A 15,015-nucleotide genomic window follows, 5' to 3' on the forward strand; every position below is an offset into this window, starting at 1 on the left:
TATCCATGACCCGCAACGACCTGAATGTCGAACGCGTCCGCCACGACCTGAAGATGCGCACGCTGACCGTGGCCAGCGTCGAACGCATTGCCGGCCTGCTGGCCCGCGTCACCTTCACGGGCGACGACCTGCAGGACTTCGTGTCCGCCTCGTTCGACGACCATGTGAAGCTGTTTTTCCCCGCCGATCCGTCCTTGCCGCCGGCGTTGCCGGTCGTCACCTCGGACGGCATCAAGTTCCCCGAAGACGCGCCCAAGCCTGCCGCGCGCGACTACACCCCGCGCCGTTTCGACACGGCGCGCAGGGAGCTGGACATCGATTTCGTATTGCATGGCGACGGCCCCGCTTCTACCTGGGCTGAGCAGGCCGAACCCGGCCAGCAATTGGGCATAGGCGGTCCGCGCGGTTCTTTCGTCGTGCCCAAGGGTTTCGACTGGCACGTGCTGATCGGCGACGAGACCGCCTTGCCCGCCATCGCCCGCCGCCTGGAGGAGCTGCCCGCCACCGCGCAGGCGCTGGTGCTGATCGAAGTGCCGCAGGCCTCCAACGAGATTCCGCTGCCTACCCAGGCCCGGGCTTCCGTGCGCTGGCTGCATCGCAACGGCACCGCGCCTGGCTACAGCACCCTGCTGCTGGAAGCGGCGCGCGAACTGAAACTGCCGCCGGGCGAAGGCTATGCCTGGGTTGCCGCGGAATCCGCCGCGGCCAAGGCCGTGCGGGAAATCATGGTGACGCAGCACGGCATCGACAAGAGCCGCATCCGCGCCGCCAGCTACTGGAAGCGCGGAGCGGTAGCCGTGCACGAGTCGCACGAAGGCTGAGCCCGGCCTCGATCCGTCGGCAGGCGCGGGGGCTAGGGCCTCAGCCGCCGGCCAACGCCAGCAGATTGCGCACGCGTCCGCCTGCGGCCTGCTCGCGCACTGCCAGGCCTAGCACCGCGCGCGGCCAGTCCAGCGCGAAGGGACGGTACACCACGCCGTCAGGGCGCAGGTGGCGCAAGGACTCTGGCACGACGGCCACGCCCATGCCCGCCGCCACCAGGTTCACCGCCGACGACAGTTGCGGCGCGCGCTGGCCGATCTGCGGATTCAGCCCATGCTGGCGGCAGGCCGCCATGATGTCGGCGCTGAGCCCATAGCCGGATTTGCGCGAATACAGGATGAAGCGCTCCTGCTCCAGGTCGGCGGGCGCCAGCCGCTTGCGCCGCGCCAGCGGGTGGCCCAGCGGCAACGCCACCACCAGCGGCTCTTCCGCCAGTTGCGTGAATGCCAGGCCGCCGTCCAGCGCGAAGGGCGGGCGCACGAACGCCGCGTCGATGGCGCCGCTGCGCAGTTGCGCCACCAGCGTTTCGCTATCGCCCTGCGACAGCGTCATCTCCACGTCCGGATACTGCTGCCGGTACTGCCGTATCAGTTCCGTCACCACGCCGCTGAAAGACGCGGATTCCGTAAACCCCAACGTCAGCTCGCCCACTTCGCCGCGCGCGGCGCGTTGCGCGGTCAGCACGGCAGCCTGGGCGCGCTGCAGGATGTCCTGCGCGCAGACCAGAAAGGCGCGGCCGGCGTCGTTCAGCGCCACGCCGCGCCCGGTGCGGTCGAATAGCGGCGTGCCGACTTCCTGCTCCAGCTGGCGGATCTGCTGCGACAGCGGCGGCTGCGCCATGCCCAGCTGTTCCGCAGCGCGAGTGAAGTGCTGGGCTTCGGCGGTGGCGACGAAGTAACGCAGGTGGCGCAGTTCCATATCTGTACTTTTTAAGTATCGATTATCAATTTTTCATATATTGGACATTCTATTGCGGCGCGCCGATCATGCATACATCGACGACACCCGCAAAGGAAGCCCCATGACTGCCCCCATCAAACCCAGCACCCTGTTGCGCCAGCACCTGGCCCGCGACATCGTCGTGGCGCCCGGCGCCTATGACGGCATGTCGGCGCGGCTGGTGGCGGCGGCAGGCTTTTCCGCCGTCTACGCCAGCGGCGGCGCCATCGCGCGCGCCGCGGGCTATCCGGACATCGGGCTGCTCAGCTTCACGGAAGTCATGGACCGAGTGGAAAAGATCGTGGATGCCAGCGGCCTGCCGGTGGTGGCCGACGCCGACACCGGCTTCGGCGGTTCGGCCAATGTGGAGCGCACCGTGCGCATCATGGAACGCGCCGGGGTGGCGGCCTTCCATATCGAAGACCAGTCCTTTCCCAAGCGCTGCGGCCATCTGGACGACAAGAGCCTGGTGGATGCCGAGGAAATGTGCCGCAAGGTGCACATCGCGCGCCAGACCCTGAGCGACCCCGACGCGCTGGTGATCGCGCGCACCGACGCCATCGCGGTCGAAGGCTTCGAGGCGGCGCTATCGCGTGCCGAGCGCTACTTGAAGGCGGGAGCGGACATGATCTTCGTGGAAGCGCCCGAGACGCTGGAGCAGATCCGCGCCATCGCCGAACGCCTGCCCGGCCTCAAGCTCATCAACATGTTCTACGGCGGCAAGACGCCGCTTACGCCGCTGGCCGACCTGGCAGCCATGGGCTACCGCCTGGCGATCATTCCGTCGGATCTGCAGCGCGCCGCCATCCATGCCATGCAGGCCACGCTCGCGGCGATCAAACAGACCGGCGACAGCAGCGCGCTGGCCGATCAGCTCACCAGCTTCAAGGAGCGGGAAGAGATCGTGCAGACACGCCGCTATCTGGCGCTGGACTCGCAGTAGGCGCGCGGCGCTAGCGGGCGCAGCGGCTGGGCAGGCTCAGCGGCCACAGCCGCTGGTCGTGCGAGCCATACAGCGTGCGCACGCCGCATTCGAGTTCCACGCGCGCCACCTGCTTGCCGGCGGGATCGATGATCATCGACTTCTCCAACGTGGACACCACCGCGCGGCCATTGCGGAACGGCGCGACCGCGCGGTAGTCGGCGGCGATCACCAGCTTGCCTTGGGCATCCACATAGCCGTAGCCGCTATCCATGCCGACCGGCGCCAGGCCTTCGCGCAGCAGGCCCAGCGCGTCGAACGCGGGGCCGGCCAGCGTGCCCTTGCCGTCCACCGCCCGCATGCCGCGGTTGGACACGCGAGCCACGGCGCGTCCTTCGGAGTAGGCCGACGCAACGCCCTCGACGGAGAGCCGTTTCTTGCCGTCCAGGCCGGTGTAGTCGGTCATCTCGCGGTTGCCCGCGTAGTAGTGCCGCAGCAGCATGTCGGAGCCCAGCGGCCAGCGCCATTCGCCGGCCGGCAGCGCGGTCACGGTCTTGCCCTGGTCGTCGATCACGCGTGGACCGTCTTCACCCGTCAGCAGGGCGCGGGCAGGTTCGCCGCGGAAGGTGCCGGCGGTGGCGGCCAAAGGCGCGATCTGCCATTGCCCCTGGCTGTCCAGATAGCCGATGCGCGGTCCGCGCCGCAGCACCGTCCAGTCGCCCATGCGCAGGTAATCCGCGTCCTCCATGTCCACCGCTTCCGAACCGTCCGGCGTGATGGTCCAGCGGTGCTTGTCGTCGCTGGCCGCGATTGCGCCGTCGCTGTCCACGCCGACCGAGAGCTTGGCCCGGAAGGCGGTCAGCGCGCGGCCCTCGGCGTTGAAGACGGCGGCGGGGCGCTCATACTCGTTCTCCTGCGGGCCGGCCTGGCGCAGCTTCCAGATCCGGGCCGTGATGCGTTCGGCGCTGTGGTGGCTGGGAGGCACGATCCACTTGCCCTGCAGGTCGATGATGCCGACGCGGTCCTGGCCCAACGAGGCGATCGCCTGGCCGTCCTGGAAGAGGCCGACGTCCTGGAACGCGGGCGGGGCGAGCTCCTTGCCGGCGAGAAAGTCATACAGGCCCCAGGGCGAGCCCTCGGCCGCGGTCTTGAGGAAGCGGACCACGCCGGGGGCGACGATCTGCGCTTCGAAGAAGTCGCGGGGCAGGTCATAGGTCTTGCCGTCGCGGCCCAGCATGCGGCTCACGCCGTCTGCGTAGGCCGGCGCAAAGTCGTGGCGGAACGGCCCGATGTGCTGCTGCGCGGGCAGGTCCATGGGTTTGCCCATGGCATCCAGCAGCAGCAGGCCTTCGGCGGTCTGCGCGGCGTAGCGCAGTTGCTCCGCCTTGAGTCCGGCCGCTTCCGCATCGGCCTGCGCGCCGTAATCATCCTCGGATCCGTCCAGCGGGACGATGTTGCTCCAGGCCGGATCGGAGGCGATGCCGCCGTCGGCCAGCAATAGGCCGGCGCCGTCCTCGGCGCATTGGCAGTGGTCCTGCGCCAGCAGGCCCAGGGCGCTGCCGGGTATGTCCAGCGGCAGCTCCTTGAGCGAGCGGCTCTTGGCGGCCTCGACCGTTTCGGGCTTGAGCAGCGCGCGGCCTTCGTCGTCCAGCACGTTGAGCAGTTCGCCTTCCTGCTTGAAGACCCACAGCTTGCCCTGGCTGACCACCATCCTGCCCGTGTCCTTCAGCCACGCGGGGGCGGTCTCGGCATATAGCCAGTTGCCCATGGGAGTCAGCAGGCCCACGGGAACGCGTTCCTCGTTCGAGAACAGCACATAGCCTTGCTTGTCCTCGGCCACGAACAGGCCCGCGCCCAACGTCAGCGGTTCCGCGCGCCCCGGCACCAGCGCCATCTGCTTGCCGCCCGAGGGGTAGATGATGGCGTCGCCGTAGCGCTGGGATCCCTGCGCTTCGGCGGACTTGAGAGTTGTGACAGGCTTGCCGTCGCTGTCCAGCACGGCATAAGCGCCGCGGCCGAGTTCGGCGCTCCAGAATGCCGGGGTCACGGGCATCATGTTGCGGTAGCCCTGGTCCGCGCCCACGGCCTTGCCATCCGCGTCCAGCAGCAGCACGTCGCCGTCGCTATAGGCGACGGCCATCGAGCCGTCTTCGCCCGGTATCGAAATTTCCTGATAGTCGGGCTCCAGCACCCACTTCCAGTCCCGGTCCACCAGGCCGTACCGGCCTTCCGCATTGATGGCGATGTAAAGGCCGTTGCCATAGGGTTTGATGAGGCTGACGCCGACGTCGTTGTAGCGGCGCTCGCCGGTACTGGAGCGGTACTCCGGCTTGTACTCGACCGTCGCCAGCGCCGGCACGCCCGCGCCCAGATGCAGCGATTGCACGCCTTCGTCCATCGGTTCGCCCACCGGCTGGCCCTTGCGGTCGATCAGCAGATAGCGGCCGTCCAGTATGGCCACGGTCAGGCCGATCTCGGCGTAGTCCTGCACGGCGTCGTAGCGCGGCGGCACCGCCATCCGGCCTTTGGTGTCGATGAAACCCCACTTGCCTTTCCATTTCACTGCCGCCAGGCCATGGCTGAAGTCGCCCACCGCTTCGAAGATGGGCGAGATCGCCAGCCGGCCGTTCTGGTCCAGGAAGCCCCAGGCATGGCGGCGCAGCGATTGGTCGGGCGGCACGCGGTTGATGTTCACCAGCGCGGACGGCAGCAGCACCGCGGCGCGCTGGTCTGCCAGCGCGCGGATGCAGCCGTTGGCGTAGGGGCTGACGTCATCGTCGACCGTGAGGCTGTAGGGCTTTTCTTCGATGCAGTATGAATTGCCGAACTGCGCATGCGCCGACAGGGACGCGCCCAGCGCGGCCAGGGCGCAGGCAAGGCGGGTGGTGCGTATCGCGCGTGACTTCATGGTTGTTTCGCTTTGGCGTTGTCGGGGGCGAGTTCGAACTTGTCGGCCACGGGGCAATCCATTTTCTGCAGCGGCCAGGTGATCCTGCCCTGGTCGTCCAGGATCGTCACCGTGTCGCACACCACGGTAAACGTGGCGATGGCCACGCCCTTGGTATCGATGTACTGCGTGTTGCGGCTCTGGTAATTGCTGCGGACGAGCGCGCGTTCCTCGCTGAAGTTTCCGGCCCAGGTGAAGACGGGCGGGATGGCATAGCGTCCCGTCAGGTCGATGTAGCCGTACAGCTTGCCGGAATACTGCAGGCGGCGCGCCACGGCCAGGCCGTTGTTGAGCGGGCCCAGCGTGTCGAAGTGCGGTCCCACGATGCGCTTGCCGCTGGCATCGATGAAGCCGTTCCTGCCGTTGCCCGAGGCGTTGCGGTAGGTCGCCACGCCTTCGTTGGCGTGGCGGTCTTCCACGCTATACGTGCCATCGATGCGGGTGATCTCGCGGCCCTGCAGGTCCGTCATGACGCTGACCGAGTTTTCCGAATCGTGGAACACGATGCGCTGCATGGAGGCCAGGGGCGAGCCGTCGCCCAGCTTGGGCAGCACGGCCTTGCCGTCCTGGTCGATCAGGTGGTAGCCGGACCCGGTGTAGGCGCGCGCCAGCCCTTCGGGCTGCGCGAAGAAGGGATTGAACTCGCCGTAGATGGCGGGAACCTTCATGTTGCCGCGGGCATCGATGGCGCCTTCGCCGTCTTCGTGCTCGATGTAGAGCCAGTGCTGGTACAGCTCCTTGTTCTTGGCCCGGCTGTCGGATACGCGCGTGGCGCTGCCCTTGGCGTCGAACACCACGGTTCCGCCGTCCGCCAGCGCACCCAGGTAGCGCCCGTCCTGCAGCCGGTCCGGCTTGCCGGTCACGAGCTCGCTGGATTTGCCGCTGCGCAGGTTCACCAGGCGGTAATGGGTGTCGTAAGAGCTGCGGGCGCGCCGTCCGGAACCGTTGTCCTCGACCAGCATCAGACCATTGCCCAGGTATTCCAGTTTGTAGGAGCTTTCCTGCGTGGGGGGCACCATCCATTTGCCCTCGCGGTTCATCACGCCCCAGCGGTCCTGGTGCTGGACCTTGGTCCAGTCGTCCTCGAACTTTTCCATGCTTTCGTACACCGGCTTGACCGCCAGCGCGCCCCGGGCGATGTTCCAGATGCCCCAGCGGTTCTCGCGGTTTTCATCTGGCGCGCGGTACTGGATCAGTTCGCCGTCGAAATTCATGGCGCCGTCCAGCACCTCGGCCGGGACCTGCGCGGCCTTGCCATGGGCGTCGATCACCAGGCTGTCGTCGCTGCGGCTGCGTCCGCCGCCCGCCAGCGCGTAGGCGCCGCGGAACGGGCGGACGACGCTGTAGCGAGGCGGCACCGACCAGTTGCCGTCGGCATCGATGGCGCCATATTTGCCGTTGACGGTGCGCACCGGCAAGGGCATGGACGCGTCATGGCTGGACATGTCCTCCCAGTCCGGATTGGTCACGATCTTGCCCTTGGACGTCAGGATGCCCTGGGGCTGCTTGTAGTCCAGGGGCCGCAGCAAGGCCAGCGGCAAGCTGTCCGCGGTGGCGCGGCCGCGGGCGGACTCGCTGGCGGAAAAGGCCCTGATGTCGAAGTCCTGCAGGCGCGCGACCGTGTCGGCGTCCAGCAATGGTTTGCCGTCGCGCGTATAGATTTGCAGCAGGCCGCCTCCGGCATCGGGCGCTGCATCCGCGCTCGTCGCTTCCGCGGCGGCGGCCCCGGTGATGTCCACCGCCGCCGTGGCTGCATCCATCGCGGCAGGCGTGGCGATGTCGACCGCCACGGTCGCGGCTGCCGAGGCCTCGGAAGCCGCCGCGACCGCTTCTGCTGCGCTCGCGTCCTGCGAGGCGATCGCTGCGTCGGCCGAGGCCTCGACTGCCTCTCCTGGTCCATCTTCGTCAGAGACTGCGGCAGTACCAGCGGCTGCGGCATCGCCCGTCATCGCCGCGGCATCTGCCGCAGCTGCGGCTGCCGCATCGGCCGCCATATCCACGGCGCGCGGCGCCAGCGATGCCGTCACCCAGGCTTGTCCGTTGCTGATCTGCACCCGGCCGTGGCGCGCGTCTATCTTGCGGAACTTTCCGGCGGGATCGATCAGCAGCACAGCCTCGTCATCGATCATGACGCGCCAGCCATCGCGTTCATCCAGGCCGATGTAATTGCCCTTGAAGGCATGCTGCACGCCGAGTTTGCCGTTCAGCAGCAGCGCCTTGCCTGCGCCTTTCTGCTTGACCAGCCACAGCCCGGGTCCCGCCAGTTGTACATGTTCATAGCGCTGCGCATGGATGCTCTTGCCGTGCGCATCCACGAATTCCCAGCCTTCCTCGCGGTTCACCGCCAGCACGTCGCCATCGCGCAACGCGGGTTGGCGGGCGCGCAACATGTCCGGCGCGATCGCCCAGCGGGCCTGGTCGTCCAAGAGGCCCCACCAACCGCCGTAGCGCGAATCGCGCAATTGGGCAGGCAGGTAGCCGCCGCTGGGCGCGGCCAGCGCCATCACGCCGGCGGGCAGCGTCGTCGCCTTGCCGGTCGCGGTGTTGAACAGGCGTGGCGGCATGGGCATTTCCATCGATGCCAGCTTCTGCCCCCGTTGGAAGCCCCAGGAGCGCGTACCCAGCTCGAAGGTCTTGACGACCTTGCCCTGGCGGTCGATCAGCACGTCGTGCCCTTGCTCTTCGGCCAGCGCGGTGCCTTCCGCATTGAAACCCGTCGCTTCGGTAAAGCGCGGCTTGATGGCCCATTGCCCCTGCTTGTCGATGTAGCCCCAGAGCCCGTCCTGGCTGGCGGCAGCCAGGCCATTCTGGAAGGATTTGGCCTCCTGGAAGGCCGGCGCAATGGCCATGCGGCCTTGCTTGTCAAGGTAGCCCCAGCGTCCGGCGTCATCGTCGGCCGATCCGGCCAGCACGGCAGCCAGGCCCTCGTGGAAGGCCAATTGGCATTCCAGGTCGGCGCCGTTGTATTCGTTGTAGCCAGGGCGGCACCGGTCTATCCAACTGGCCTGCGCCGCGCCGGAGGCAACGGACAGGACCGCCAGCGCCATCGCCAGCGTCAGGGGTTTGAGGGCGGGCGGGGTCTTCATCGTGCAGCGGCGCGGACTGCAACCGCGCAAGCGTAAAGGCCGGGCTGGGCGTGCCACATGGTCGTATGCCTGCCAAGAGAGATGGGAAGGCAGCACTGTAACCATCGTCAGCGGGCAATTACGTGGCAAATGTAACTGTCGAAAACAAACCGTTAACAACACCGATGACTTTGGCGGAAACGCGCCGGTTTCAGTCCCGCCGCTGACATTCCCGCAAAGCATGCAGCGGACAAAAAATAATCGGTTGATGCGCGCACGCGCCGGCCCTGTAATGGATGCCGGTGCCTGCCTGCACGGAGGCGACGATCCACAGCCGAGGTCCGCCATGCCCGTCCCGCGCAAGTCTTCCCTGGATGCCTCCCAACTATTGCTGCTGGTCCTGGCTGGCGGCGTCATCATGGGCCTGGCGCTGGGCGTGCGCCATGTGCAGGGGCTGTTCCTGCTGCCTGTCACGATGGACCGGGGCTGGAGCCGCGAGACCTTCGCCATGGCGCTGGCGGTGCAGAACCTGACCTGGGGCGTGGTCCAGCCCTTTACCGGCATGATTGCCGACCGCTACGGTTCGGCCAAGGTGATCGCGGGCGGACTGGTGTTCTATGCGCTGGGGCTGGCGGGCATGGCGCATGCCGCCACGCCCGCCGGGTTCCTGTGGACGGCGGGCGTGTGCATAGGCATCGCGCTGTCCGGCACCGCATTCGCCGCGATCTACGGCGCGCTCAGCCGCCTGGTGGCGCCTGAACGCCGCAGCTGGGCGCTGGGCGTGGCGGGCGCTGTGGGCGGCCTGGGCCAATTCACCATGGTGCCGGCCGCGCAATGGCTGATCAGCGGCTGGGGCTGGGTCGTGGCCCTGCTGTCGTTCGCGCTGGTGCTGGCCATGCTGCTGCCGCTGGCGCTGCCGTTGAGGGAGTCCGCCGGGCGACAGCAGGGCGCGGCCGCGGCGGATGCAGGGCTGTCCATGTCTGCAGCCATACGCGAGGCCTTCGCCCAACCTGGCTTCTGGCTGCTGAACCTGGGCTTCCTGGCCTGCGGCTTCCAGCTGGCCTTCATCGGCACGCACCTGCCCGTCTACCTGATGGACAAGGGACTGCGCGCGTCAGACGCGGTGGCGGCGCTGGCCATCATCGCGCTGACCAACGTCATGGGCACCTACGTGTGCGGCGTCCTGGGCGGACGCCACCGCCGCAAGTACCTGCTGGCCGGCATCTACCTGCTGCGCACGGCCGCCATCGCGCTGTTCGTGCTGCTGCCGCTGTCGTCATGGACTGTTTACGTGTTCGCGGCGGTCATGGGCTTCGTCTGGCTGGGCACGGTGCCGCTGACCAACGGCCTGATATCCCAGGTATTCGGCGTGCGCTACATCACGACCCTGTTCGGCTTCGTGTTCTTCGGCCACCAGCTGGGTTCTTTCCTGGGCGTGTGGCTGGGTGGCGTGGTGTTCGAGGCTACGGGATCCTATGACCTGATCTGGCTGGGCGCGATGGCGCTGGGTGTGCTGTCGGCGGCGCTGCATTGGCCGATAGACGACCGCGAGATCCAGCGTGTCCACACCGCGGGCGCGCCGGGCTAGCGGCGGCTTACAGCGGCCGGTGCTGCGTGCCCGCGCCCATGGTGATGTGCAGCATTCTGCAGGGGCCGGCCACCTTGAGCGTGTGCCAGATGCCCTTGGGGATCACATAGGCGTCGCCCGCCTGCATCCGCACGGCCTGCTCGCCTGTCGGCCATTCCAGCCGCAGTTCCGCCGAGCCCTCGATCAGGCGCACGACCTCGTCGGCCTGTGGATGCATCTCCCATTGCGGCCAGTCCGTCTCAAAGGAGTATTCCGACACCAGCCAGCCGCGGCCGAATCTTTCCAGTTCTTCTTCCGGCTGCGACCAGAAGGCGTTGCCGCCTTCGACGGCGGTACAGGCGCCCGATGCGTCCAGCAGGAGATAGTGCGACGACAGATTGGTAGTCATGTTGCGCTTCCTGGCGTGAGGGATGTCGGGCCAGTGTAAAGCGATATCATGTGCATCTTCATCGGCTATAACAGGAGAAGGCGATGCGCCAGGGATTCGACGGCGTCAGGCCCGCGTCCGAGTCTTCCATCGAGATCGGCTTCTTCCATGAAGGCCGGCATCGCGTGGTACGCATCCGGGCCAAGCCTACCGCCGCCAACCTCAAGCGTGCCGCCGACCGGCGGGCCGCCATCCTCGAGGCCATCGCGCGCGGCGAGTTCGATTACGACGCCGAGTTCCCCAAGCGCGGCGGCGCGACCAAGCCAACACAGGGTTCCGCATGACAAGCGACAAGCAACTGGACATCAACGATCTGACGCCGGACGCCTTCAGGGCCTACGGCTGGATGCTGGGCAAGCCCATGCCCGACGGCAACGGCGTGCCGCTGTTCTCCAATCCGGCCACCGACTTCTGGCAAGAGCATCTGTTCAACACGGGCGCGGGCGGCGACGCCGAACTGCTGTGGGTCAACTACCGCAGCCAGTCCTTTGAGATCTCCAGCCTCGAAAAGCACCTGCTGACGCAGCAGGCCCTCGTGCCGCTGACCGGCGAGATCATTCAGGTGGTGGCGCGCAGCGCGGCCGACGGCAGCCCCGACCTGGCCACGCTGGCGGCATTCCGCGTGCCGCAGGGGCAGGGCGTCTGCATGCGCCCCGGCTGCTGGCACGCCACGCGCGTCACGGACGAGGAAGTCACCTGCCTGATGCTGACCCGCCGGTCCACCACCGTCGACTTGATCCAGCACCTGACCACGGAGGCCTCCGCCAGCGAAAGCGCCATCGTGGCGATCCCCGTCCAGCGGCTCGAAGGCCAGGTCCAGGCGGCTTGAGCGCATACGGGGAAATGTGCCAGAATTCCCCGAAAATTCACGCCTTGCATGCAGTGCCGCTTCCGTCGGGCGCTGCCAACATCACGAAGTGTTGGAGCAATGAATGCGCGACCGTCAGACTGGCATCGGATTCTCTTGCATGGCCCGGCTGCTTCTGGCGCTGACGCTGATCGGCAGCATGGCGGGATGCGCCTACACCTCGCAAGATCCGAGCGGTTCGCAATCGGTCGGCATCGACGGGGTCACCGCGCAGCAGGCGCGCGGCATCGCCCGCGAGGCCTATCTGTACGGCACGCCCATGGTCGCAAGCTACCAGACCATGCATGCCTTCAGCATCGACAAGCACAACCCCCAGTACAAAGGCCCGTTCAACACCGTCAACAACGTTGCGCGCGTCTTCACGCCGGAAGACACCGCCTTCGTCACGCCCAACGCCGACACGCCATATACGTTCGCGGTCCTGGACTTGCGCGCCGAACCCGTGGTCATCACCGTGCCCGCGATGGAACCGCGCCGCTACTACGTGCTGCAGCTGATGGACCTGTACACCTACAACTTCGCCTATATCGGCAGCCGCAGCACGGGCAATGGCGCCGGCCGGTTCCTTGTCGCGGGCCCGCGCTGGAAGGGCAAGGCGCCGGCCGGCATCACCAAGGTGATCAGGTCGGAAACCGACCTGGTCAACCTGGTCGGGCGCACCCAGCTCTTCAGCGCCGGTGATCTGCCCAGCGTCAAGCGCATCCAGTCGCGCTACAAGATCCAGACCTTGTCGGCTTTCCGCAAGCAGCGCGCGCTCGAGCCGGCGCCGGCCATGGACTGGATCGCGCCCGAGCCGCCCGCGCAGATGCGCAGTTCGCTGGAGTTCTACAACCAGCTTGCCTTCCTGCTGCAGTTCGCGCCCGCGCACTCTTCGGAACAGTCGTTGCGCGAGCGCTTTGCCAGCATCGGCCTGGAACCCGGCCAGCAATTCGACTTCGCCCGCATGAACCCCGCATTGCGCCGCGCCCTGCAGGAAGGCATGCACGACGGCCAGAACGACATCGACAAGAATCGCGAAGCCCTCAACGGAAAGACCGACGGGTTGTTCGGCGACCGCAGCACGCTGAAGAACGATTATCTGGCGCGCGCTACCGGCACGCAGGTCGGCATCGGCGGCAACAGCCGTGAAGAAGCGCTCTATCCCGTGCTGGAGAACGACAGCGCCGGCCAGCCGCTGGACGGCCGCAATAAATACATCCTGCGCTTCGCGCCGCGCAGCTTTCCGCCCGTCAACGCCTTCTGGTCCATGACCATGTACCGCCTGCCCGAACAGCTGCTGGCGCCCAATCCGCTCAAGCGCTATCTGATCAACTCATCCATGCTGCCGTCGCTCAAGCGCGACCGCGACGGCGGGATCACGATCTACCTCCAGTCGGAGTCTCCGGGCAAGGGCAAGGAATCGAATTGGCTGCCCGCGCCGGCCGGGCCCTTCATGGTCACGCTGCGGTACTACTGGCCCAAGCCGGCGCTGCTGGAAGGCAAGTGGGCCTCGCCGCAGATCGAGCGCGCCAGGCAGGCGCCGCAGGCGCGTCCGGCGCCGTTCCCGCCCCAGGTTCGACACTAGAGGCCGTCTGGGCTACAAGAAGGCCTCGCGCAGGCCAGTCATTGCCATCCGGCCAGGCGCAGTCGGGTAGACGCCCACACAGGGAGCCTCGCGCCGCATGAAGCGCAATTTCAACATTCACGACCTGCGCATTTTCTACGCGGTAGTCATGACCGGGTCGACCCGTCAGGCCGCGCAGTCCATGCACCTGACCCAGCCCGCGGTCAGCCACGCGATTTCCCGCCTGGAAAGCGCGACTGGGGTGCAATTGTTCGATCGGTCCCACAAGACCTTGCGTCCCACCGAGGCTGGCGAGTACCTCTACAGCGAAGCGAAGTTCGTGCTGGACGAGCTGGTCCGTATCGACGAGGCGCTGCACAGCATCGAACAGTTCGGCGGGCGCGGCCTGCGCATTGCGTCGTCGCCCGCGCTGGCGCTGGGCTACGCGCCCGATGCCGTGCGGCGCTACCTGGACGCCAACGGCACCCGGCCTTTTTCCATAGACATCGAATCGTCCGTGCAGGCCATCAGCGCGGTCGAGACCATGCGCGCGGACTTCGGCCTGGGCGCGGTCGAGCGCGACAGCGCCCGGCTGGCATTCACGCCGTTCCTGCGCGCCGACGTCATGGCCATCGCGCATCGCGACCATCCCTTGGCGGCGCGCGACACCATCGCGGCGGGCGATATTCCGCCAGACACCTACGTGAAGCCCTTGTGGTCCGACTATGTGGTCGCACAGGGCGACATCGCGGACTCACTGCTGCTGAGTTCCGGCATGCGGGCGCACATGTCGCTCCTGCCCGGCACGGTTCGGGCGGTACAGGGCATCAGTCTGGTCAACGCGCTATCCGCGTGGGATATCGTGGCCGCCTATCCCGACCTGGTCGCCCGGCCGCTGGCGTCGCGGCAGTGGTTCGATTTCTATCTCATCACCCGCAAGGAACCGCGCAACCAGGACCTGGCCGAGCGATTGCTCGACGCCTTGCGCGCCACGGCGCAGGCGCGCCGCCAAGGCGTCTACGCGCAAACGGTCCAGTTGCTGGAGTAGGGCGCGGCCTCAGTCCGCCGGCGGCTGCCAGGGCAGCGATTGCAGGTCGCCGTCTATGCTGATCGCCTGCCCGCTGATCATTGCCCCGAACGGGCTGGCCAGGAACAGCGCCATATTGGCGATGTCCGCCGCCCGCACGAACTGCCGCAGGCTCACGCCGGACAGTTCCAGCCGGGTCTCTTCGGCTACCGTCAGGCCCATGTTTTTCGCGCGCGCCTCGATCACGCGGTCGATACGCGGTCCGGCCACCAGCCCCGGCAGCAGCGCGTTGACGCGGATGCCATGGCCGCCCAGCTCGACCGCCAGCGAACGGGTCAGCCCCACCACGCCCCATTTGGTCGCCGCGTAGGGCGTGCGCATCGGTATGCCCATGCGGCCTGCCACCGAGCTGATGTTGATGATGCTGCCGCCGCCCGAGGCGCGTAGCGCCGGCAGCGCATGCCGCACCGTGTGGAACTGCGATGCCAGGTTGATGTCCAGCGTCGCGTCCAGATCCTGCGGTTTGATGTCCGCGATGCCGGCCGTAGGGCCTGCGATGCCCGCGTTGTTGACCAGCACGTCCAGGCCGCCCAGCTGCGCCAGCGCTTCCTGCATGTAGCGGTCGATCTCGTCGCGGCGGCTCACGTCGGCCCGCGACCAGGGATGGGGGCAGGCCGCCAGGGCCTGCTCGTCCACGTCGCAGACGTGCACCCGGGCGCCGCGGTCGGAAAATGCGGCGGCGATCGCCGCGCCGATGCCGGCCGCGCCCGCGGTCACGATCACGCGCTTGCCGGATAGATCCACGGGCAGCGCGGAAATGTCTGCGGGGACAGCGTTCTTCACAGTCATGCCAGATCCTTTGTGTTG

The 15,015-nt window shown here is 67.3% G+C and carries 12 protein-coding genes; 7 read left to right on the forward strand and 5 right to left on the reverse strand.

The features are described from left to right. Positions 1–5: 5 nt before the first annotated feature. A complete protein-coding gene (locus WBB14_RS34640; protein WP_424243759.1) occupies positions 6–821 on the forward strand; it encodes a siderophore-interacting protein in 816 nt (271 codons plus the stop codon). Between the two features lie 40 nt (positions 822–861). On the opposite strand, the gene WBB14_RS34645 is transcribed toward WBB14_RS34640, so the two are convergent. Then, a complete protein-coding gene (locus WBB14_RS34645; protein ID WP_424243760.1) occupies positions 862–1,740 on the reverse strand; it encodes a LysR family transcriptional regulator in 879 nt (292 codons plus the stop codon). Positions 1,741–1,843: 103 nt separating this feature from the next. Between WBB14_RS34645 and WBB14_RS34650 the strand changes: the two genes are divergently transcribed. Beyond that, positions 1,844–2,704, forward strand: coding sequence for an isocitrate lyase/PEP mutase family protein (locus tag WBB14_RS34650; protein ID WP_424243761.1), 861 nt, complete (start codon positions 1,844–1,846; stop codon positions 2,702–2,704). A gap of 10 nt (positions 2,705–2,714) precedes the next feature. Here WBB14_RS34650 and WBB14_RS34655 read toward each other — a convergent pair whose 3' ends face one another. Beyond that, complete coding sequence (locus WBB14_RS34655; protein WP_424243762.1) at positions 2,715–5,591, reverse strand: WG repeat-containing protein; 2,877 nt, start codon at positions 5,589–5,591, stop codon at positions 2,715–2,717. Next, a complete protein-coding gene (locus WBB14_RS34660) occupies positions 5,588–8,716 on the reverse strand; it encodes a WG repeat-containing protein (RefSeq protein WP_424243763.1) in 3,129 nt (1,042 codons plus the stop codon). Before WBB14_RS34660 ends, WBB14_RS34655 begins: the two co-directional genes overlap by 4 nt. Before the next feature lie 325 nt (positions 8,717–9,041). On the opposite strand from WBB14_RS34660, the gene WBB14_RS34665 reads away from it, so the two are divergent. After that, positions 9,042–10,283, forward strand: coding sequence for an MFS transporter (locus tag WBB14_RS34665; protein ID WP_424243764.1), 1,242 nt, complete (start codon positions 9,042–9,044; stop codon positions 10,281–10,283). Positions 10,284–10,290: 7 nt separating this feature from the next. Here WBB14_RS34665 and WBB14_RS34670 read toward each other — a convergent pair whose 3' ends face one another. Continuing rightward, positions 10,291–10,671, reverse strand: a complete 381-nt coding sequence (locus WBB14_RS34670; RefSeq protein WP_424243765.1) for a cupin domain-containing protein — start codon at positions 10,669–10,671, stop codon at positions 10,291–10,293. 83 nt (positions 10,672–10,754) lie between these two features. Between WBB14_RS34670 and WBB14_RS34675 the strand changes: the two genes are divergently transcribed. From WBB14_RS34675 to WBB14_RS34690, 4 genes are all read left to right on the forward strand, one after another. Next, positions 10,755–10,994 carry an Arm DNA-binding domain-containing protein gene (locus WBB14_RS34675; RefSeq protein WP_424243766.1) on the forward strand — a complete coding sequence of 80 codons (240 nt, stop codon included), beginning with the start codon at positions 10,755–10,757 and terminating at the stop codon, positions 10,992–10,994. Next, the gene (locus WBB14_RS34680) at positions 10,991–11,539 is read left to right on the forward strand and encodes an ureidoglycolate lyase (RefSeq protein WP_424243767.1); all 549 of its coding nucleotides are present in this window, start codon (positions 10,991–10,993) and stop codon (positions 11,537–11,539) included. Before WBB14_RS34675 ends, WBB14_RS34680 begins: the two co-directional genes overlap by 4 nt. 139 nt (positions 11,540–11,678) lie before the next feature. After that, positions 11,679–13,142 carry a DUF1254 domain-containing protein gene (locus tag WBB14_RS34685; protein WP_424243768.1) on the forward strand — a complete coding sequence of 488 codons (1,464 nt, stop codon included), beginning with the start codon at positions 11,679–11,681 and terminating at the stop codon, positions 13,140–13,142. 97 nt (positions 13,143–13,239) lie between these two features. Beyond that, positions 13,240–14,169, forward strand: coding sequence for a LysR family transcriptional regulator (locus WBB14_RS34690; RefSeq protein WP_424243769.1), 930 nt, complete (start codon positions 13,240–13,242; stop codon positions 14,167–14,169). A gap of 9 nt (positions 14,170–14,178) precedes the next feature. Here the strand turns inward: WBB14_RS34690 and WBB14_RS34695 are convergent, their stop codons facing one another. Next, complete coding sequence (locus WBB14_RS34695) at positions 14,179–14,997, reverse strand: SDR family oxidoreductase (protein WP_424243770.1); 819 nt, start codon at positions 14,995–14,997, stop codon at positions 14,179–14,181. Positions 14,998–15,015 lie beyond the last annotated feature (18 nt).

This window comes from Achromobacter sp. (assembly GCF_049647645.1).
Taxonomy (GTDB): Bacteria; Pseudomonadota; Gammaproteobacteria; order Burkholderiales; family Burkholderiaceae_B; genus Achromobacter.

Coding starts and splice junctions, on each gene's coding strand:
- WBB14_RS34640 (WP_424243759.1), top strand. CDS start 6: ATGACCCGCAACGACCTGAATGTCGAACGCGTCCGCCACGACCTGAAG.
- WBB14_RS34680 (WP_424243767.1), top strand. CDS start 10,991: ATGACAAGCGACAAGCAACTGGACATCAACGATCTGACGCCGGACGCC.
- WBB14_RS34655 (WP_424243762.1), bottom strand. CDS start 5,591: ATGAAGTCACGCGCGATACGCACCACCCGCCTTGCCTGCGCCCTGGCC.
- WBB14_RS34695 (WP_424243770.1), bottom strand. CDS start 14,997: ATGACTGTGAAGAACGCTGTCCCCGCAGACATTTCCGCGCTGCCCGTG.
- WBB14_RS34665 (WP_424243764.1), top strand. CDS start 9,042: ATGCCCGTCCCGCGCAAGTCTTCCCTGGATGCCTCCCAACTATTGCTG.
- WBB14_RS34670 (WP_424243765.1), bottom strand. CDS start 10,671: ATGACTACCAATCTGTCGTCGCACTATCTCCTGCTGGACGCATCGGGC.
- WBB14_RS34660 (WP_424243763.1), bottom strand. CDS start 8,716: ATGAAGACCCCGCCCGCCCTCAAACCCCTGACGCTGGCGATGGCGCTG.
- WBB14_RS34645 (WP_424243760.1), bottom strand. CDS start 1,740: ATGGAACTGCGCCACCTGCGTTACTTCGTCGCCACCGCCGAAGCCCAG.
- WBB14_RS34675 (WP_424243766.1), top strand. CDS start 10,755: ATGCGCCAGGGATTCGACGGCGTCAGGCCCGCGTCCGAGTCTTCCATC.
- WBB14_RS34685 (WP_424243768.1), top strand. CDS start 11,679: ATGGCCCGGCTGCTTCTGGCGCTGACGCTGATCGGCAGCATGGCGGGA.
- WBB14_RS34690 (WP_424243769.1), top strand. CDS start 13,240: ATGAAGCGCAATTTCAACATTCACGACCTGCGCATTTTCTACGCGGTA.
- WBB14_RS34650 (WP_424243761.1), top strand. CDS start 1,844: ATGACTGCCCCCATCAAACCCAGCACCCTGTTGCGCCAGCACCTGGCC.